The 20167-nt window shown below is 43.8% G+C and carries 12 protein-coding genes; 9 read left to right on the forward strand and 3 right to left on the reverse strand.

The annotated features are described in order from the left end of the window. Nucleotides 1–89: 89 nt before the first annotated feature. The 7 genes from IDJ76_RS07105 (at nucleotide 90) to IDJ76_RS07135 (ending at nucleotide 13753) form a co-directional block, all read left to right on the forward strand. Complete coding sequence (locus IDJ76_RS07105) at nucleotides 90–2573, forward strand: DUF5686 family protein (protein WP_191162177.1); 2484 nt, start codon at nucleotides 90–92, stop codon at nucleotides 2571–2573. Between the two features lie 134 nt (nucleotides 2574–2707). Further along, nucleotides 2708–3673 carry an oxygen-dependent tRNA uridine(34) hydroxylase TrhO gene (trhO, locus tag IDJ76_RS07110; RefSeq protein ID WP_191162179.1) on the forward strand — a complete coding sequence of 322 codons (966 nt, stop codon included), beginning with the start codon at nucleotides 2708–2710 and terminating at the stop codon, nucleotides 3671–3673. A 77-nt stretch (nucleotides 3674–3750) separates the two neighbouring features. Beyond that, nucleotides 3751–6639 carry a triple tyrosine motif-containing protein gene (locus tag IDJ76_RS07115; RefSeq protein WP_191162181.1) on the forward strand — a complete coding sequence of 963 codons (2889 nt, stop codon included), beginning with the start codon at nucleotides 3751–3753 and terminating at the stop codon, nucleotides 6637–6639. A gap of 254 nt (nucleotides 6640–6893) precedes the next feature. Next, on the forward strand, nucleotides 6894–9890 hold the full coding sequence (locus IDJ76_RS07120) for a SusC/RagA family TonB-linked outer membrane protein (protein ID WP_191162183.1): 2997 nt from the start codon (nucleotides 6894–6896) through the stop codon (nucleotides 9888–9890). Between the two features lie 12 nt (nucleotides 9891–9902). Continuing rightward, nucleotides 9903–11438 carry a RagB/SusD family nutrient uptake outer membrane protein gene (locus IDJ76_RS07125; RefSeq protein ID WP_191162185.1) on the forward strand — a complete coding sequence of 512 codons (1536 nt, stop codon included), beginning with the start codon at nucleotides 9903–9905 and terminating at the stop codon, nucleotides 11436–11438. A gap of 91 nt (nucleotides 11439–11529) precedes the next feature. Further along, nucleotides 11530–12894: a glucoamylase family protein gene (locus IDJ76_RS07130; RefSeq protein WP_224746221.1), complete on the forward strand. Its 1365-nt coding sequence runs from the start codon at nucleotides 11530–11532 to the stop codon at nucleotides 12892–12894. A gap of 61 nt (nucleotides 12895–12955) precedes the next feature. Beyond that, on the forward strand, nucleotides 12956–13753 hold the full coding sequence (locus tag IDJ76_RS07135; protein WP_224746222.1) for a carboxylesterase family protein: 798 nt from the start codon (nucleotides 12956–12958) through the stop codon (nucleotides 13751–13753). A 64-nt stretch (nucleotides 13754–13817) separates the two neighbouring features. On the opposite strand, the gene IDJ76_RS07140 is transcribed toward IDJ76_RS07135, so the two are convergent. The 3 genes from IDJ76_RS07140 to IDJ76_RS07150 form a co-directional block, all read right to left on the reverse strand. Then, a complete protein-coding gene (locus IDJ76_RS07140; protein WP_191162187.1) occupies nucleotides 13818–14105 on the reverse strand; it encodes a hypothetical protein in 288 nt (95 codons plus the stop codon). Between the two features lie 196 nt (nucleotides 14106–14301). Further along, nucleotides 14302–15063, reverse strand: a complete 762-nt coding sequence (locus IDJ76_RS07145; RefSeq protein ID WP_191162188.1) for a phosphosulfolactate synthase — start codon at nucleotides 15061–15063, stop codon at nucleotides 14302–14304. Between the two features lie 198 nt (nucleotides 15064–15261). Continuing rightward, nucleotides 15262–16665: a tetratricopeptide repeat protein gene (locus IDJ76_RS07150; RefSeq protein WP_191162190.1), complete on the reverse strand. Its 1404-nt coding sequence runs from the start codon at nucleotides 16663–16665 to the stop codon at nucleotides 15262–15264. A 241-nt stretch (nucleotides 16666–16906) separates the two neighbouring features. Between IDJ76_RS07150 and amaB the strand changes: the two genes are divergently transcribed. Next, nucleotides 16907–18448, forward strand: a complete 1542-nt coding sequence (amaB, locus tag IDJ76_RS07155; protein ID WP_191162192.1) for an L-piperidine-6-carboxylate dehydrogenase — start codon at nucleotides 16907–16909, stop codon at nucleotides 18446–18448. 28 nt (nucleotides 18449–18476) lie between these two features. After that, complete coding sequence (locus tag IDJ76_RS07160) at nucleotides 18477–20114, forward strand: S8 family serine peptidase (protein ID WP_191162194.1); 1638 nt, start codon at nucleotides 18477–18479, stop codon at nucleotides 20112–20114. Nucleotides 20115–20167: the final 53 nt, after the last annotated feature.

Genomic DNA, 20167 nt, shown 5'->3' on the forward strand with positions numbered 1-20167 from the left:
AAATGAACAGCTTACAGCAACATTTTAAATAAATTAGGGTCGTAAACAAACATTTTGATATAAAAAGTATTACATGTAAAAATCCCCGTATGAAGAGATCCCTACTTTTTATCTGCTTCGCGCTGTTCGCCATTAGCGCGTCTGCACAGCAATATCTGCTATCCGGCATAATTACCGGCCAAAAAAATATGCCTGTTGGTTTCGCGTCTGTATATATCCGCAACTCAACCTATGGTACTACCGCCAACGAAAATGGTAAGTACCAGTTTAAATTAAGCCCGGGCAAATACACAGTTATTTACCGCTACGCCGGTTATAAAGAACAAGCCGAAAATATTACAATTACCGACCATGACGAGGTGCACGATATACAAATGGCTGATGAGGTGTTTCGCTTTAGCCAGGTATCTGAAGAGTGGAAGCGTAACCGCGACCCTGGCGACACCATTATCCGCCGTGTTGTCGCCTTACGTCAACAACACCTGCATGAAGTAAACGGTTACTCTTGCGCCGTATACACCAAAGGCGTGCAAAAACTGCTCAGTTCGCCGAAGGCACTGGCTGGCAGGGCAGTTACAAAGGCGCTCGATCTGGATTCTATGGGCCGTGGAATCCTTTACCAGTCAGAAGCTTTATCCAATTTTAATTATGGCGGGTCTGATAATAAGATCAAGGAGGTAACTATAGCCTCCAGGATTACCGGTATCAACACAGCCTTTAGCTATAATAAAGCTTCAGATTTGCAGGTAAACTTTTACAAAAACGTATTTACTATTAATGGCTTAAGTACCCGCAGTTTCGTATCGCCGCTGGCTTCAGATGCCTTTAATTTTTATAAGTATAAACTAATAGGCAGTTCAGTGCAAAACGGCCGCACCATTGATAAAATAGAGGTAATACCTAAACATAGTTACGGCCAGTACTTTACCGGTTTCCTTTACATTGTTGAAGGCGATTGGCGCATTTATGGGGTCGACCTATTGCTGACCAAACAAACTAATAGTTTAAACTTAGTTGATACGCTGGAAGTTAGGCAACAGTACCTGCCTATTACCGATAGCGTTTGGATGCCGGGGTCCGTTCACTTCAACTTTAAAGGGACTGTGTTAGGGTTTAAATTTGGAGGCTTCTATTCCAGCATCTATAACAACTATAAAATAAACCCCGATTTCCCTAAAGGCTATTTTACCGGCGAAGTGCTGAAGGTTGATACTGCCACCAGCTTACGTACAAAAAACTATTGGGACTTAAACCGCCCGGTACCTCTAACGCGCCAGGAGGCCCGCGACTATTTCAAAAAGGACAGTATTGCAACCAATCATTTAACCAGCGCCTACCTTGATACCTTACAGCACACTAAAAATAATATCAATTACCTAAGCTATTTAATATTTGGATATAGTGCAAGCAACCGAAGCAATCGCGACTCGTTGTATGTTTTCCCGTTCCTTCAAACTTTTTATTATAACACAGTTGAAGGTTTCGGGATAAATGCAAAAGTGCGCTACAGTAAAACGATAGATGATTTACACTCATTAAGTATTACTCCGGCGCTACGTTATGGTTTTTCTAACAAGTTGTTTAGCGCCAATATTTTAACCGAGTACAAGAACGACCCTTTCCATAATGCTAAGTTTTGGGTGAATTTTGGTAGCGATGTGCTCGATCTGAATAATGTGGGCACACGGTCATTATATTTTAATACCCTGAGTACCATATTGTATGAAAATAACTATGTAAAATATTACCGGTCGCAATTTGGAGGTTTTGGCTACCAACGCGAACTGGCCAACGGCGTTTTGTGGAGCGGTAGCTTAAGCTACTCCAGCCGTACACAACTATATAACAATGCATTGGGCAGATTGATAGACGTGAAAGATAAGGCCTTTACATCTAACAACCCTTTGGCACCAGATGGCACCCCACCGGGCGACAGATCGTTCCTTTTTCCGCAGCACCAGGCATTGGCATTGAATACATCCGTCATTTTAACTTTCGATCAGCAGTATATCACCCGCAGCAATGGCAAATTCAATCTGCCGTCAAAATATCCCACGTTAACGGTAAACTACCGTAAAGGTATTGATAAAGCGTTCGGATCTGACGTAGATTACGATTTTGCATCGTTAGATGTCTCTCAATCTAACATCAGGGTGGGCTTCTCCGGTTTTTCGTCGTTTAAATTGACCACCGGCGATTTCTTTAACAATAAGAAGCTTTACTTCATGGACTTTTACCATTATTTAGGTAACCAGGGTACTACATTTGATCCTACTTACATTGGGTCGTTTCACTTCCTTCCGTTTTATACTTACAGTACCAGCGGTGAGTTCTTTGAAGCGCATTATCAGCATAATTTCGCCGGGTCGTTACTGGGTAAGGTGGCCCTTTTACGTAAGCTTAAATTGGAAGAAATTATTGGGGCAAACTACCTTACAACTAAGGGCAACCCTAATTACCGGGAGTTTTACGTAGGTTTTCAACGTTTAATATTCAGGGTAGATTATGGTATATCCTATGCGGGCAACAAAAAATATCTGCAAGGTTTCCGGATCTTTTACGGGATACGCTAAGGCTAATATAGAGACAGAGAGTCTGGAAGGATTTGTCAAATGCATCTTCCGGACTTTCTGTCTTTTCAACTTTCGGACTAATTATTATCTTTGCACTTCATTTAACACTGTTTGCAGCAGTATCAATGGATGTTATGACAAAATACAATACACTCCTTTACTATTGTTACGCAACAATAGCCGATGGTGAGCAATTTGCTGCCGATCATTTAAAATTTTGTAAATCGTTAGGGTTAACCGGGCGCATCATTGTGGCCGATGAGGGTTTGAACGGCACCGTATCTGGCAGTGCCGAATCTTGCGAAACCTATATGAACACCCTGCATTCCGACGAGCGTTTTGCAGGTATAGATTTTAAGATAGATGAGGTAGCCGAGCCATCATTTGTTAAAATGCACTGCCGCTATAAATCAGAGATAGTACATTCCGGCCTGCGCGATCCAAACATGATTAACCCGCAATTGAAAACCGGCAAACACCTGGAGCCAAAAGATTTTTTGGCCATGAAAGACCGGGATGATGTAGTAATACTGGATGTACGCTCTAACTATGAGCATTCATTAGGGAAATTTAAAAACGCGGTTACCCTCGATATTGAGAATTTTCGTGATTTCCCGGCAATGATCAACGAGCTGGCCCAATATAAAGACAAAAAGATCCTGACCTACTGCACCGGCGGAATCAAATGCGAAAAGGCTTCAGCACTTTTACTACACGAAGGTTTTAGCGATGTTTACCAACTTCACGGTGGTATCATTAAATATGGCAAAGAAGCGGGCGGCGAAGATTTTGAAGGCAAATGCTATGTTTTTGATAACCGATTATCAGTTGATGTAAACAGCGTTAATCCCGTAATAATCTCAACTTGCCGTAACTGTGGTAAAACCACACCAAAAATGATCAATTGTGCCAACCCGGAATGCAATGAGCATTTTACCCAGTGCGATGATTGTGGCGCGCAATTGGAAGGCTGCTGCAGCGACGTCTGTCAGGCCCATCCGCGCAAGCGCGCCTATGATGGTACCGGCTATTATGTAAAGGCACCACAACCTGTAAATACCGCAAAAAAAGGCGAAAAGCTCCAGTTAGCGGCTGAATAAATACCAAGGCTTATCTGCAGAGATAAGCTTTTTGCTTTTATTAGCTTGCAAACCGTATTTTCGTATAATTAAACCAAATGCGTAAACTCGTACTTCTTTTTTCTTGTTTATTAATGGTTTTAATATCTGCAAAGGCTGCCGATATTAAGAGCATTGGCGTGCCGTATGTACAAAATTACACCAAGGCGCAATATCAATCGGGTAATCAAAACTGGGCTGTAACGCGTGATGAGCATGGCATTATGTATTTTGGCAATGCCGAGGGTTTACTCGCGTTTGACGGTAAGTACTGGCAACTGCACCAGATGCCCAATAAGCTCATCGTAAGATCAGTAGCGGCAGATGGCAAGGGCAAGATATATGCGGGCGGCTTTGGCGAATTAGGCTACTGGGAAAACAATGCGCAGGGGTTTTTAAAATACCATTCCCTCACCAACCTCATTGCCGATAAATTTTTGCTGAATGAGGAGATTTGGAAAATTTACGTTGATAACGGCCGTGTCATCTTCCAATCGTTCGGCTCCATATTTATTTACGCCAATGGCAAAATAACTATCATCAAAGCGCCCAAACCTTATTTGTTCTTACTTAAATGTGGCAGTCGTTATTTTATCGAACAGGTAAATACGGGCTTATTCGAGCTACGTAACAATAAATTAGCCGCTATCCCGGGCAGCGAAATTTTGGGCAACAGCGGCGTACTATCTATCCTGCCTTTTCAAAAGAATAAATATTTGATAGGTACAGCAAAAAACGGACTATTTGTTTACAATGGCCGCAGCATAAAGCCCTGGCTAAACCAGGCAACGGATTTCCTAAAAACCTTCCAGCTTAATAACGGAGCGGCGATACCTGGTAAATATATGGCCTATGGTACCATCCTTAACTGGGTAATAATTATTGATACCGCCGGAAACGTAGTGCAACACATCAATAAATCAAGTGGTTTGCAAAACAATACGGTGTTGAGTCTTTACACAGATGCCGAACAAAACCTTTGGGCCGGCCTGGATAATGGCATCGACCGTATCGAAGTTAATTCACCCCTATATTTCTACTTCGATAAATCGGGCAGGTTTGGCACGGTATATTCCAGTATAATTTTTAATAACAAGATCTATATCGGCACCAACCAGGGACTGTTTTATAGCGATTGGATAAATCAGACTGCCAGCAAGCCATTCAGCTCCTTTGATTTTAAGCTAATTCCCGGCTCGCAAGGGCAGGTTTGGGACCTTTCCCTGCAGGATGGCCACTTGCTATGCGGCCATAACGACGGAACCTACCAGGTAAACGGAAGTACAATTAACAAAATATCAGCCGTAAACGGGGGCTGGACTATAAAGAAATTGAACGACCACCAATTAATACAGGGTACTTATACTGGCTTGGTCATTTACAAAAAAGACGCAGCGGGCAATTGGGTCTTTGACCATAAGATAGCGGGCTTCGGCGAACCATCCAGATATGTAGAACAAGATAATAAGGGGCAAATTTGGGTAAGCCACGCCTACAAAGGAATTTACAAACTTACCTTAAGTGCCGACAGGCAACGCGCAATAACTGTAAAATATTACGATAGTAGGCAAGGCCTGCCGGGTAGCTACAATGTAAACGTTTTTAACCTGGATAACCGTGTAGTTTTCTCTTCAAATGCCGGGTTTTATATCTATGACGATATTACCGACCGGTTTGAAAAATACAAACAGCTTAACAGCAAGTTAGGCACATTTGCCGCATCGGGTAAGCTTATCCCGGCGGTGGGTAAAAAATATTGGTTTATAAGCGATGGCCGTGTTTCACTCGCTGATCTTTCAATACCCGGCAAACTATCAATCGACTCAAACCGCTTTAGCATCCTTAACGGCCAGATGGTGCAGCATTATGAGAACATCAACCTAATTAACAACTCGCTTTACCTGATCAGTGTAGATGATGGCTTCGTTATCCTGAACGACGAAGATGCGGCACATCAAAACAATGGGAAAACACCGCAGGTGCTTATTCGCAAGATAGAAAACGTGACAGACAAAATACATGTGATAGCCGATAACGGTAACTTACCGCAATTTTTGCAAATAGCTTACAATCAAAACAATATACGCATATCGTACACCCTGCCGTATTATAAACAGGCTAAAATAAAATTCCAGTATTATTTAGAAGGTTACTCCAGGCATTGGTCAGATTGGTCTGCGCAGGCCCAAAAGGAATTTACCAACCTCGACCAGGGCAACTACCAATTCAAAGTGCGCGCTAAGATTAATGACGATATGGTGTCGGCAATAACCACTTTTTCCTTCAGGATATTACCTCCCTGGTATGCAGGTAAAGCGGCTATCGTCTTTTACGTACTATTGATAGTATTGGCATATTACGTAATTCGCTATTATTACCGTTTAAAACTAAACCGGCACCAAAAAGAGATCCACGAAAAATTACAGCGCGAGAAAGAAGATTTTCTGAAGCAAGAGGCAATAACGAGCCAACAACACATCGTTACCATTAAAAACGAACAGTTACAGGCCGACCTTGCGAGCAAGAGCCGCGAGCTTGCCAACTCGGCTATGAATATCGTTTATAAGAACGAATTGCTGCAAAAGTTGAGCGACGAGATCAACAATTTAAAGGATAGCGCAGGCAAAAAAATATCAGAAGATCAGCTAAAAAAAATCCATCATGTTATTGACGATGGAATGAGTGATGAACGCGACTGGAATATTTTTGAACGCAGCTTTAATGAAGCGCATGAGAACTTTTTTAAGAAACTTAAACACAGCCACCCCGATCTTGTGCCCAATGATCTGAAGCTTTGCGCCTACCTGCGTATGAATATGAGCAGTAAGGAAATGGCCTCATTGCTTAATATTTCTCTACGAGGTGTGGAGATAAGGCGCTACCGCTTGCGCAAAAAGCTTGATCTTCCGCATGACAAAAACCTCGTTGAGTTTCTTATTGAGGTATAATACTACATCATTACCACACAAACGCTTATTCAGCTTTGACTGATTCTTACATTGCAGTGTAGTATGTAAATGATAAACTATTGAATAGCAATTGCCTAATAATCAATAAATTAAAATTTAAAACAAAAGCTGTTGAGAAAGTGTTGAGCGTTTGATGTATTAATGTAGAGTAGCATTATTTGTAAAAAATGTATTATCTACTCAATTTCGACCCTACAAAACCAATTAATCCAAGTAATTAACATTTAACCACTATGAAGAGAAATTCTACTATCTCAGGGTTGATGCTATTGCTATTCTTTTTTACTACCAATGCGATAGCGCAAAACGTTGCCTTGAAAGGTAAAGTTACAGATGCTGCTACCGGCGAAAGCCTTATAGGTGTTAGCGTAGGTATTAAAGGAACTGCAAACGGTGTTCAAACTGATGTAAACGGCGCGTACTCAATTTCCGTACCTACAAACGCAACCTTAACATTCAGCTATATTGGGTACACTGCCCAATCCCTGCCGGTAAACGGGCAAACTACTTTAAACGTCTTACTAAAGGGCGAATCTAACGAGCTTAAAACGGTTGTTGTTGTAGGTTACGGCACGCAGCGCAAGCGTGATGTTACCGGTGCGGTAGCCAGCGTAAACGGCGACCAGCTAAGCAAACAACCAGTTCAAACTCCTACTCAGGCCTTACAGGGTAAGGTAGCAGGTGTACAGGTACTATCATCAGGTCAGCCCAATTCGGCGCCTATTTTACGTATCCGTGGTACAGGTTCTGTTTTGGCAGGTGCCAACCCGCTTTACGTGGTCGACGGGGTTTTAACCGACGATATCCGTAACATCAACAATAATGATATCGTAAGCCTGGATGTATTGAAAGATGCATCGGCCGCTATTTATGGTGTGCGTGGTGCAAATGGTGTGGTTATTATTACCACCAAAAAAGGTAAAAGCGGCCCGGCTGTTGTAAGCTATGATGCTAACGTAGGGTTCCGCGAAATTGCCAGCCAGATCAAATTGGCTAACAGGCAGCAGTATGTCGACTATCTAAACGTAGCCAGCCCCGGTAAAATAACAAGTGATGATAAATCGCCGTTAACTATCCCTGGTACAACTAACTGGGCAGATGCGGTTTCCCGTAAGGGTTTTTACACCAATCATAATATTTCGGTATCGGGTGGTGGCGATAAAAGCACTTACTTTATCAGCGGTAACTATTACAATGAGGATGGTGTTATCAAAACCAATAACTTTCAACGTTTCTCGTTACGCGCCAATAATGACGTAAAGATTTCTGATAAGCTAAAATTCAGCGATCAGATATCCTTAACCCGCGGCGCAGAACGTGCGGTTGATATCGGTGCTGTTTATGGTAACGTTTATCGCGCAGCACCAATAATCCCGTCTATTTTAAATGGCAAGTATGGTAACACTTCTGCCTGGAGTAACGTAGGCAACCCACTTTTGCAGTTAGATAAAACCAATAACTTTATATTAAACAATCGGGTGCAGGGCAATGTGGCGGTTGACTATAATCCTGTTAAATGGCTAACCTTCCACTCGGCCTTTAACCTGGATGCGCGTTTTAATAATCAAAAAAACTATGGTTACCAGTTTGATGCAGATGGTAACACCTTCACCGTTGGTGGTGGTAACCAGCGCCAAACTAACAGTTCATTGTTTGTGCAGAATGATAATTCTTACCAATACCAGTGGGATAACACGGTAACGTTTGACAGGACTTTCGATAAACACCACTTCACCGTATTAGGAGGTGTGGTTACAGAAAAAGCCCGTTCAAATTATATTAATGGCTCGCGTATAGATGTACCTGCCAATCAGGATCAATGGTTTCTGGATTTGGGCAACCCCGACCTGAACGCTACTAACAGCAACAACGGGTCGTTATTTACTCGTCAATCATACATTGGCCGTGTAAACTATGATTATGCAGGCAAGTACCTTTTAACCGGATCTATCCGCCGCGACGGCAGCTCGAAATTTGCTGAAAAATATGCAACTTTTTATACAGTTGGCGCAGGCTGGGTAATTTCAGAAGAAAGCTTTGTAAAGGGCGGCATATTTGATAATTTAAAACTACGTGGCAGCTATGGTGAATTGGGTAATGATAACATCGACCCATCATTATTCATCGTAACCGGTTTACCTTACCAGCCTTACTATTTTAATAATGGCACCCTGGCAAACGGTACTATCATCCAGGATATCAAAAATACCAACCTGAGATGGGAAACAACTAAACAATTAGACTTAGGGTTAGATTTCGGCTTTTTAAACAACCGCTTAACCGGTGAGTTTGACTACTACGATAAAAAGGTAAGCAATGCCTTAACTTATGTAACCTTGCCAGGTATCCTGGGTGATCCGGACAACCGCTTTATTACCAACGCCGCATCGTATCAAAATAAAGGTGTGGAGTTTGCTTTAAGATGGAGAGATAACATCAGCCCTAACTTTTCTTACAACATAGGTGCTAATATCAGCTACAATAAAAATACGGTTACCGGCTTAAACGGCGGGCAGGCGTTAAATGGTGGCGGTGCAAACGGCCAAACCATTACCCGTACAGAAAATGGCCAGCCAATTGCAAGCTACTACGTATTGCACTCAACAGGCATATTCCAAAACGCGGCAGAAGTTGCAGCAGCGGTTCCTAACAGTTTAGAGGCCAACCATGTGGGCGGGCTGAAATATGAGGATGTAAACAAAGATGGTAAAATTGACGCTAACGACAGGATCTTCGCAGGTTCATATCAGCCAAAATACTTTGGTGGTTTTAATTTAGGTGTTAATTATTATGCGTTTGACATCAGTGCCGATTTTTATGGCAACTGGGGTAACAAAATCTATAACGGTAAAAAGAATTCAAGGGGTAGCGCTAACGACAACATTGAGGCCGGCTATGCCGATGCACGTTTTACCACAGCAAAACCATCGTCAACAGATCCCGATTTAATTACGCAAAGCACGCCACCGTCCACCTACTTTATTGAATCGGGTGCTTTTTTAAGGTTAAATAACTTAACAGTTGGTTACACTATACCAAACGCTATTTCAAAACGTGCGGGTATCTCTAAGTTCAGGATGTTTTTAACCTCGCAAAATTTATTTACAGCAAAACGTTACAGCGGTTCATCGCCAGAGTTGTTTAATACCGACATATTATCGGCTGGTATTGATGCGACAAACTACCCGGTAACCCGCACTTTTGCATTTGGTGTAAATGTTCAATTTTAACGCTATTGTATTATGAAAAAGATATATCAAAAACATTCAAAACTGCTTTTTATATGCGCAGCAGTTGTGGCAAGCACATTTAGTGCCTGCAAAAACTACCTGGAAGTAGCACCCCAGGGGCAGATAACGCAAGACCAGATAGCTAACGACCCTACTCAGGCTAAAAATCTGGTAACCGGGATCTATAACGTATTTTACATAGGCGGTTTTGACCCGGATATAACGAGCTTACAATTTGTGGTACTGTCTGATATCGCTTCTGACGATGCGGATAAAGGAAGTTCGCCTACGGATTATGGTGATGCATTACAGGTGGATAACCTGACCACATCTGCCACAAATGGCATTGTAAACAACGTTTGGACAGGCCACTACCAGGGTATCGCACGCGCTAACCAGGCTTTAGATAAGCTAAATGCGGCACAGTTTGATGCAGCAACCAAAAACGCCTTAATTGGTGAAGCAAGGTTCTTGCGGGCTTATTTCTATTTTAATTTGGTTCGCCTTTACGGTGGTGTGCCTTTGTTGGATAAAGTGCCTTTACCAGCCGAAGCCAATGACGATAAATATCAAACCCGGGCAACCGCCGATGATATTTATAAATTCATCATCACCGACCTTGACTTTGCAGTAGGTAACCTGCCGGATAAAGGTGCAACAGATGTAGGCCGTGCTACCAAAACAGCTGCACAGGCGTTGGAGGCAAAGGTGTATTTATACATGAAAAACTACCAAAAAGCTTATGATTTATCTAATGCAGTGATCACCAGCGGTAAATATTCATTAGTGCAAGATTATTCGCTTATATGGCGCCAGAAGGCGGTTAACGGCGATGGTGGCAACAATAATAATGAGTCGATATTCGAGATCCAGGCGGGTATCAACAAATCTTGCAGCGCGGGTATCAACCTCTACACGGTATCACAAGGCCCGCGTGCCGGCGGTAAATTTGGCTGGTCAGATCTGGGCTTTGGTTTTAACAACCCGTCGCTAAGTTTGGTAAACGAGTATGAAGCTAACGACGTGCGTAAAGCAGGTACTATCATCACTATCCAGCCAAACGGCACCCGTTTATTTGATGGTTTCCGTATTCCAGGCCGCGACTCGGTAGAGAACGACCGTTACAGTTACAAAGCCTACCATAGCCGTAGTGCCGAAGACAATTGTGGTGGCAATACAGACCGCTTACCTAAACAGGTACGCATTTTGCGCTACGCCGATGTATTGTTGATCAATGCCGAAGCTGCTATTCAAATCGGTAACGTGGGTGCGGCATCAACTTCTCTTAATTTGGTACGTACCCGTGCTAAACTGGCGTCAGTTGCCCCTTCACTTACTGCAGTATGGCATGAACGCCGTGTAGAAATGGCGGAGGAGCATGACCGTTTCTTTGACATTGTTCGCCAGGACGCGGTACAACCGGGCCGTGCTGCAGCAGCATTTACCGCCCATGGCAAAACTTGGAGTTCAAAAAACGCATTGTTCCCTATCCCGCAAACACAGATTGATTTAAGTGGTGGCCGTTTAAAGCAAAACCCGGGGTACTAAAAATAAATATTTGATTGATTGAGTTAGGGTTGTCCGTCCATTGGGCGGGCAACCCTTTTTATTTAGCTCATATCCCTTATATACTTTACTTATGATGAAAAAGACCTTCCTGACACTTTTCCTTTTATTAACCGGCTTATACGGCATCGCCCAAAAAAAGACCGGTAAAACGGCTGTCGGCCCTGACGGAATTAAGCCTGTTGGCATTATCAAAGGCCTAACCGACAGTGCCCTGTTAGATGTGGTGCAACGCCAAACGTTTCGTTATTTTTGGGATTTTGGGCACCCGGTAAGCGGCATGGCCCGAGAACGGAGCAACACCTCATTCGATTACGGTGATGAGGTGGTTACCACGGGTGGTACGGGCTTTGGGGTAATGGCGCTGATAGCCGCCGACCACCGCAAGTTCATACCCCATGACAAGGCTGTTAACCGCATGCTTAAAATTGTAGAGTTCCTTTACCGTGCAGATGCATACCATGGGGCATTCCCGCACTGGATGAATGGAGAAACCGGTAAAACCATCCGCTTTGGCCGCCGCGATGACGGCGCCGATATTGTAGAGACCGCTTACCTTTTCCAGGGGCTTTTATGCGCACGCCAATACTTTAAGGCCGACGACCCAAAAGAACGCCGTATCCGCGATATGATTGGATGGATGTGGGGCGAAATGGATTGGGCCTGGTTTACCCGCGAGGGCCGCGACAACCTGTACTGGCACTGGAGCCCTAATTATGGATGGGCCATGAATTTTCCTATCCGCGGGTTTAACGAGTGTTTGATTACCTATATTCTAGCCGAATCATCTGACCGGTCACCGGTGAGTGCCGATATTTACGACCGGGGATGGGCGCAAAGCGACTTCTTTAAAAATGGCAAAACCTTTTATGGTTATAAACTGCCATTAGGCTTCGACTTTGGCGGGCCATTGTTCTTTTCGCAATACTCGTTCATGGGGCTAAACCCCAAAGGTCTGAAAGATAAGTATGCCGATTACTGGGAGCAAAACCAAAATCACACGCTTATTAATAGGGCTTACTGTATAGACAACCCGAAGAAATTTAAAGGATACGGCGAAAATTGCTGGGGATTAACCGCCAGCGATAATTACGAAGGTTACAACGCCCACTCGCCAACTAACGACCTGGGAGTGATAACCCCTACTGCGGCTATCTCTGCCTTCCCTTACACGCCGGAGTATTCTATGAAGGCCCTGCGCCATTTTTATTACGACTTGGGCGATAAGATCTGGGGTGAATACGGCTTTACCGATGCCTTTAGCGAATCTAAGAACTGGTATGGTAAATCATACCTGGCCATTGACCAGGGGCCGGAAATAGTGATGATAGAGAACTACCGCTCGGGCTTATTATGGAACTTGTTTATGAGTTGCCCCGAAATTCAGCGGGGGTTAAAAAAGTTAGATTTTCAAAGTCCGGCGTTAAGCAAAAATTAACCGCGGGTCATAAAAAAGCATAAATTGCGTTATCAATAATCATCAACCTTGATAACCAATTATGAAGCTTAAAAAAATATTAATAATAGGAATGCTGGGTATAATCTGCCTGGCATTCCCTTTTTTTACCCAGGCACAAACATCCGGCACTTTTGATAAGGGCAGCTTTATCAGCAAAAAAGATACATTACCCTATCGCATCCTGTTCCCAAAGCATCTCGACCCAAAAAAGAAATACCCCATCCTGTTTGTGCTGCACGGCGCAGGCGAACGCGGTAACGATAACGAAGCGCAATTAAAGTACGGCACCAAACTTTTCCTGAATGACACCATTCGCCAAAATTACCCGGCTATCATCATACTGCCGCAGTGCCCTAAAGACAGTTATTGGAGCAATGTTAAAATTGACACCGCCGGCGGTAAACGCAGGTTTAATTTTTTGGAAGGCGGCGAACCCACCCGCGCCATGAGTGCGTTGATGGGCTTGGTTAACCAGTTTTTAGATAAGCCCTATGTAGATAGAAAGCAAGTTTACATTGGCGGGCTATCCATGGGTGGCATGGGTACCTTAGAGATGCTAAGACGAAAACCCAACACCTTTGCCGCAGCCTTTAGCATTTGTGGCGGCGATAACACTAATAACGCCCATATTTATGCAAAGAAGACCCCGCTGTGGTTCTTTCACGGGGCTAAAGACAGTGTAGTACCCTTCACCCATTCGGAGGTGATGGTTGCAGCGCTTAAGGCTGCCGGAGCCGACCCCAAATTCACGGTGTACCCTAACGATGACCATAACAGTTGGGATGATGCCTTTGCCGAGCCGCAGCTATTCCCCTGGTTATTTGCACATAAAAAATAAAACAAACAGGCCGCTTACTCGGCGGCCTGTTTGTTACAAGATCTTTTAATATGGTGTCCTTATTTTAAATCACGGGGTTGCCGCCTGCAACGTCGGCATCGGTAGCGGTGTCGCCATTTGCAGCTTCCTGCTCTGCAGGCTCGGCACTATCTGCTGTTGCTGAAGATGATAGTTCAGAGCCGCTTAAGGTCTCCTGTATGCAATCCATATCGGCAACAGAACCTGCTGCGCCATCGGTGTTTACCACTTTGTCAGACTCTTCGCTATTGGTTATTACATCCTGCCCGGCATTATCTATTTTCGGGTCGCCGGTAGGCTCTGGGGTAGGGAATTTATTGTCGGGAATGCTCATCGTGTTATCTCCTTTTAAAGATTAACGCATAAGGTGGTGGGTTGTTTTGAAAAATGGGTTTACAAAGGTTTACATATTTCAAAAGATTAATCTATTAAACAATTGACAATCAATTATTTGTAAAAAACATGGGTTGACATAAAAAGCTATGACTTTTGCATTTTAGCTTAAGCAAGGCTGCAATATTTATAGATCACTACTTCTTCAAAAAATGCTCGAACGTATCGCTGCGGATTCCTAAACGAAGGGTTTCGAGCGGGATAATGTCAACAGGCGCAATATTACCCAGGCTTACATTTGCACCGATCAGCTTGATAAACCAAACCTGCTGAGCCTTTTGTGGTGCTTCCCAAATGATCTTCTCCTCCGGGATCTGGGTCAGGATCTCGTCAACCAAACCCTGGCGCACCTCACCCGAATCGCGGTAGATACCCACGTTACCGCTTTCACGTGCTTCGGCAATTACCTTCCATGAACCGGCCTCTAATTCGGCCCTCATCAGGTTGATCCATTTATAAGGAGCAAAGATCTTCTGCACATCTTTAGAGCCTACTTCTGATATGACAGTAATTTGCTTGCTTAACTTGCGGATATATTCGCATTTTTCGTCATGTTCCAAATCGATGGAACCATCAGATACTTCGGCGTATTCCATCTGGTATTTATCTAACAGGCGGCAATAGTCATCAAACTGCCCGCGAACGATCATCGCCTCGAACAACGTACCACCAAAATACACCGGCAAACCTGCATCTTTGTAAAGTTTTAGTTTGGCATCTAAGTTCGGACTAACATAGGAGGTAGCCCAACCTAATTTAATTACATCGGTATAACCCTCACCCATTTCAATAAAATCCTCTGCCTGGCGCAGGCTGAGGCCTTTGTCCATCACCATAGTTAAACCACTATTACGTGGCTTGGCTGTACGGTCCGGCAGGTCGTTGATATGATAGTTCATGGTAGATGGTTATAGCTTATAACTAAAAGTATTATCGGCGCAAAGGTCGGCTTTGATGTGCAGATATGCAAGAGCCAAATGTGCCGAGATACAGATGTTTAGTTCGGGATAATTATTAACCGCCTCGTTTTAAAAAAAAGATGTGCAGATGATCCTCCCATCTGCACATCTTAAATCTGCATATCTGCACATCGGAAACTACTTCGTATACTTATTAATAATATCAACGATCACCTTATTATCCTGCAGCTGCGGCAGGTAATCAAACAGAATAAAATGTTTCTCCGGGTCTGTAGCGAGCGCTTTCTCCAGGTAGGTTATTGCTTCGTTGAATTCGCCCTTTGCAATGAGGTAAGCTACCAGACGGTAGTACAGTTCTGCTGCATCGGGGTTGTTCTTGATCGCGTCAGACATGATGCTTATCGCTTCAACCAGCCGCTTATCTTCGTACAATATCGACGAGTAATCTAACCAGGCATCCACATCCAAAGGGTTTAGTTCAACCACTTTCTCATAGGCTTTCTCAGACTCGGGCATGTGGCCTAATTTGTACTCCGCATCGGCAATGGCAAACCAATAGTCGGCATTGGCAATATCCAGGTCGAGTGCTTTTTTGTAAAAGTGCAGGGCTTCAAAATAGCGTTCTTCAAAATCAAGGGTTACACCAATCCCAAACCACGCATCTGCCAGTTTAGGATCCATCTTAACCGATTTTTTGTAAAAGGAGCGCGCCTCATCCATCTGCTCCAGCTTTTCGTAACACTCGCCAATAGCACAATAGGTATCGGCATTGGGCTGTTCATATTCAAAGGTTTCGCGGTAAACCTCTATCGCCTCGGCATATTTCTCTAAATTAACCAGGGCGTTACCTTTATTAAAGTACGCAGATGCAAAGCTGTCTTTTATCAGGATAGCATAATCGTAAGCATCGATAGCTTTCTCGAACAAGCTTAATTTAGTAAACGCATTACCTAAATTATACCAAGCGGCATAACTGTAAGGTTCGTTATCAATATATGCCTGATAAAATAGCACACTCTCCTGCTGATTGTCCAAAACGTCATAGCAAAATGCCAGCTCATAAAGCGCATCCTGGTTTTCCATGTTTTGTTTTAGGCAAAGTTTCAGATAGGTAATGGCTGTATCATAGTCGCCCATGTTTTGGTAAACGTAGGCAATATGTAATAAAATCTCGTCCGTTTCTTCGGCAAGGCCCAATGCTTTTTCGTAATTCTCTAAAGCTTCCGTATTGCGCTCCATACTCTCATAAAGGTTCCCCCTGATGATGTAGATATCCGCGTCGCTGGCCTCTAACATTGCGGCTTTGTCCAGCGCGGCAAAAGCTTCGCTTGCGCGGTTGGTCACTACTAACAGCTGGGCTTGTTTTATTAAAAATACGGCAGCAAAAGGGTGCTGGTTACGGGCATATTCTGATACTTGCAGTGCCTTGGCGGGATCGTTCTTTTCGATGTAATAGTCGATGATGTTCTCAAACGCCTGTGCATCAAAAAAGTACTGATCATGATTACGTATCATCTCTTCGTACCGTTCTACCGAAAACTTTGGATCTTCGGTAAAACCAAATTCAAATTCTTCTTCCATTCAAGTTTATTTGCAGAACACCATATGATACCTTGACAGACCACTGTCTATTAAGTTTAATCTATGAGTTCAAATTACAATAAGTAAGCATCTATAAAGCAATTAAGTTTTCAACATACAAACATTATCAACAACTGTATATACAAATGGCTGATAATAAATGAAAAGCGATTTAGCCGGCAGCGGGTGAGTTGGATTTTAATTGCCCTAAAGATTTTTACCTTTGACAAAAGTAACCATTATGAGCATAGCAATAAAAGATATTCTCGATCATTTACATATTAACGACACAAACGAAGCCTTTAGCACAGGCAGCAATTGGGGTAGTAGTGCTGATACCATCGTAAAAGATATTATATCACCGGTGGACGGTAAAAAGATAGCAGGTGTAAAGTTTGCATCAGCCAGCGATTACGATGCTGTTGTAAAAACCGCACAAAAGGCCTTTAAAACATGGCGTACCATCCCGGCCCCTAAGCGCGGCGAAATTGTACGACAGATAGGAGAATCGCTACGCGCGAATAAAACTCAATTGGGTACCCTGGTATCTTACGAGATGGGTAAAAGCCTGCAGGAAGGTTACGGCGAAGTACAGGAAATGATAGACATCTGCGATTTTGCAGTAGGGTTAAGCCGCCAGTTATACGGGCTGACCATGCACAGCGAACGCTCCGAGCATCGCATGTATGAGCAATATCATCCGCTGGGTATTGTAGGAGTGATATCTGCCTTTAACTTCCCGGTGGCGGTTTGGAGTTGGAACGCCATGCTGGCTTGGGTTTGTGGCGACGTTTGTATTTGGAAACCATCAGAAAAAACACCGCTAACCGCCATTGCCTGCCAGCATATAGCCCAAGAGGTATTAAAAAAGAACAATATTGAAGAGGGCGTTAGCTGCCTGATTATTGGCAACCGCCAAATTGGCGAATTAATGGCTAACGATACCTGTGTACCGTTGATATCTGCTACGGGGTCTACCCGCATGGGTAAGGCAGTAAGCGCGGCAGTTGGCGCGCGTTTAGGAAAAAGCCTGTTAGAATTAGGTGGCAATAATTCAATTATCATTACAGAAAATGCCGACCTGGATATGTCGCTCATTGGCGCGGTGTTCGGCGCGGTAGGCACAGCCGGGCAACGTTGTACCAGCACCCGCCGGCTCATCATCCACGAAAGTGTTTATGATGCCTTTAAACAAAAACTGATTAGCGCCTACGGGCAAATTAAAATAGGCGACCCGTTGGATGAAAACAACCATATGGGCCCGTTGATAGATACCGATGCGGTGAATGCTTACCTGGATTCTATCGAAAAGATCAAAACAGAAGGCGGCAGCTTTGCCGTGCAAGGCGGCAAGTTAACGGGTGAAGCCTACGCATCCGGCTGTTATGTAAAACCTTGCATTGCCGAAGTAGAAAACCACTACCAGATCGTACAGCACGAAACCTTTGCGCCGATACTTTACCTGATCAAATACAGCACGCTGGAAGAGGCTATCGATTTGCAAAATGGTGTCCCGCAGGGCTTGTCGTCCGCTATCATGACCCAAAACCTGCGCGAGGCAGAAACATTTTTAGCTGCATGGGGTTCTGATTGCGGTATTGCCAACGTGAACATAGGCACATCCGGCGCAGAGATCGGCGGGGCATTCGGCGGCGAAAAGGAAACCGGCGGTGGCCGTGAAAGCGGTTCTGACGCCTGGAAAGTTTACATGAGGCGCCAAACCAATACTATAAACTATTCAAAAACGTTGCCTTTAGCACAAGGCATCAAATTCGACTTGTAATTATTTTAGACAATCCATTTTATAACACATGTACAAAATTTGCAAATTTATAACCGCAGCCGTTCTCACCGGCGCGGTGCTTATCAATTATAACGCAGCTGCGCAAAGCGGGCCAAAACCTACCGATCTTCCTAAAAACTGGCACACCATGGATCTTAAAAAAGATGGTTATTTTGGTGTGAGTTTAAATGACGCCTACCTTTTTGTAAAGGGCAAAAAAAGCAAAACAGTTATCGTAGCAACTATTGATAGCGGTATCGATACCGCTCAGGCTGATCTAAAACCGGTGCTTTGGACAAACCCAAAAGAAATTCCCGGTAACGGCATAGATGATGACAAAAACGGCTATGTTGATGATATACACGGCTGGGACTTTTTAGGCGGCCCCGGTGGCAAATGTGATTTTACCGAAACTACCGAAGAGGTGCGGGAGTTTAATCGCTTAAAAGAAAAATATGCTACCGCTACCGCACCAATCGGCGGTAATAAAAAGGAGTTTGATTACTGGCTGATGGTGAAAGAAACGCATGATGCTACGGTAACCAAATCAAGTGCCGAAATTCAGCAATTGCAGCCTGCCATGAATGCGATGATGGTAACCAGCGGGTATATCAAACGCGCATTAAACCTTAAGGGAGAGGATTCATTTAAACTGGCCGATCTGGATAAGATAAAAACCACCAACGATACTATTAACCGCAGCAAATATGTGTGGCAATCTGTTTTTCAGCAACAGGGTGGCAGCGATGATAACGCTAAGATCATTAAAGAATTAAGCGAGTATTTAGCAAAATTAAATAACGACGTTAACCCCGACCTTGACGCCCGTAAACGCATTGTTGGAGATGACCCTAACGTTAACGACGGCAAGCCTTACGGTAATAACATCCTTAAATTTGCCGATGCATCTCACGGAACAGGCACTACAGGTTTAATTGGTGCGGCACGTGGCAATAAATATGGCATTGATGGCATAGCCGATAATGTACGCATGATGGGTATTAAAGCAGTACCCAATGGCGATGAATATGATAAAGATATTGCCAACGCCATCCACTACGCAGTTGATAATGGCGCAAAAGTGATCAATATGAGTTTTGGCAAAAAGCTGTCCCCGCATAAAGCATGGGTAGACGAGGCCTTTAAATATGCAGCTGCAAAAGATGTTTTATTGGTGCAGGCCTCTGGCAATGACAACCAGGATGTAGATGCCAAGCCGGAATTCCCGAACGATATTTTTGAGGATGGATCTGGCGTGGATGCGGATAATGTGATCAGCGTAGGTGCATCTGCAGACAAGCAGGACCAAAACCTGGCGGGATCTTTCAGCAACTACGGTAAAAAGAATGTGGATGTTTTTGCACCCGGTGTAAAGGTAACTTCGATAGATATGGACGCTGAATTTAATACAGCTGATGGCACCAGCTTTGCTTCACCTATCACTGCAGGCATAGCGGCGCTGGTATTAGAGTATTACCCTACTTTAAGTGCTAAACAGTTAAAACAAGTCATACTGGAATCGGCTACGCCACTAACCGGTACTATGGTTTTAAAACCTGGCACCCAAACCAAAGTTGATTTTACTACCCTATCTAAAACGGGTGGCGTGGTAAATGCCTATAAAGCTTTACTTGCCGCCAGCAAATTAAAAGGCGAGCGGATATAAATAATTGCCAAAGGCAATAACAGCAAAGCCGACCTCATGAGGTCGGCTTTTTT

This window comes from Mucilaginibacter glaciei (genome assembly GCF_014773245.1).
Classification (GTDB): Bacteria; Bacteroidota; Bacteroidia; order Sphingobacteriales; family Sphingobacteriaceae; genus Mucilaginibacter; species Mucilaginibacter glaciei.

What these genes read in the sequence shown, in the direction of transcription:
- IDJ76_RS07105 (WP_191162177.1), top strand. Translation starts at nt 90, where the DNA reads ATGAAGAGATCCCTACTTTTTATCTGCTTCGCGCTGTTCGCCATTAGC.
- trhO (WP_191162179.1), top strand. Translation starts at nt 2,708, where the DNA reads ATGACAAAATACAATACACTCCTTTACTATTGTTACGCAACAATAGCC.
- IDJ76_RS07115 (WP_191162181.1), top strand. Translation starts at nt 3,751, where the DNA reads ATGCGTAAACTCGTACTTCTTTTTTCTTGTTTATTAATGGTTTTAATA.
- IDJ76_RS07120 (WP_191162183.1), top strand. Translation starts at nt 6,894, where the DNA reads ATGAAGAGAAATTCTACTATCTCAGGGTTGATGCTATTGCTATTCTTT.
- IDJ76_RS07125 (WP_191162185.1), top strand. Translation starts at nt 9,903, where the DNA reads ATGAAAAAGATATATCAAAAACATTCAAAACTGCTTTTTATATGCGCA.
- IDJ76_RS07130 (WP_224746221.1), top strand. Translation starts at nt 11,530, where the DNA reads ATGATGAAAAAGACCTTCCTGACACTTTTCCTTTTATTAACCGGCTTA.
- IDJ76_RS07135 (WP_224746222.1), top strand. Translation starts at nt 12,956, where the DNA reads ATGAAGCTTAAAAAAATATTAATAATAGGAATGCTGGGTATAATCTGC.
- IDJ76_RS07140 (WP_191162187.1), bottom strand. Translation starts at nt 14,105, where the DNA reads ATGAGCATTCCCGACAATAAATTCCCTACCCCAGAGCCTACCGGCGAC.
- IDJ76_RS07145 (WP_191162188.1), bottom strand. Translation starts at nt 15,063, where the DNA reads ATGAACTATCATATCAACGACCTGCCGGACCGTACAGCCAAGCCACGT.
- IDJ76_RS07150 (WP_191162190.1), bottom strand. Translation starts at nt 16,665, where the DNA reads ATGGAAGAAGAATTTGAATTTGGTTTTACCGAAGATCCAAAGTTTTCG.
- amaB (WP_191162192.1), top strand. Translation starts at nt 16,907, where the DNA reads ATGAGCATAGCAATAAAAGATATTCTCGATCATTTACATATTAACGAC.
- IDJ76_RS07160 (WP_191162194.1), top strand. Translation starts at nt 18,477, where the DNA reads ATGTACAAAATTTGCAAATTTATAACCGCAGCCGTTCTCACCGGCGCG.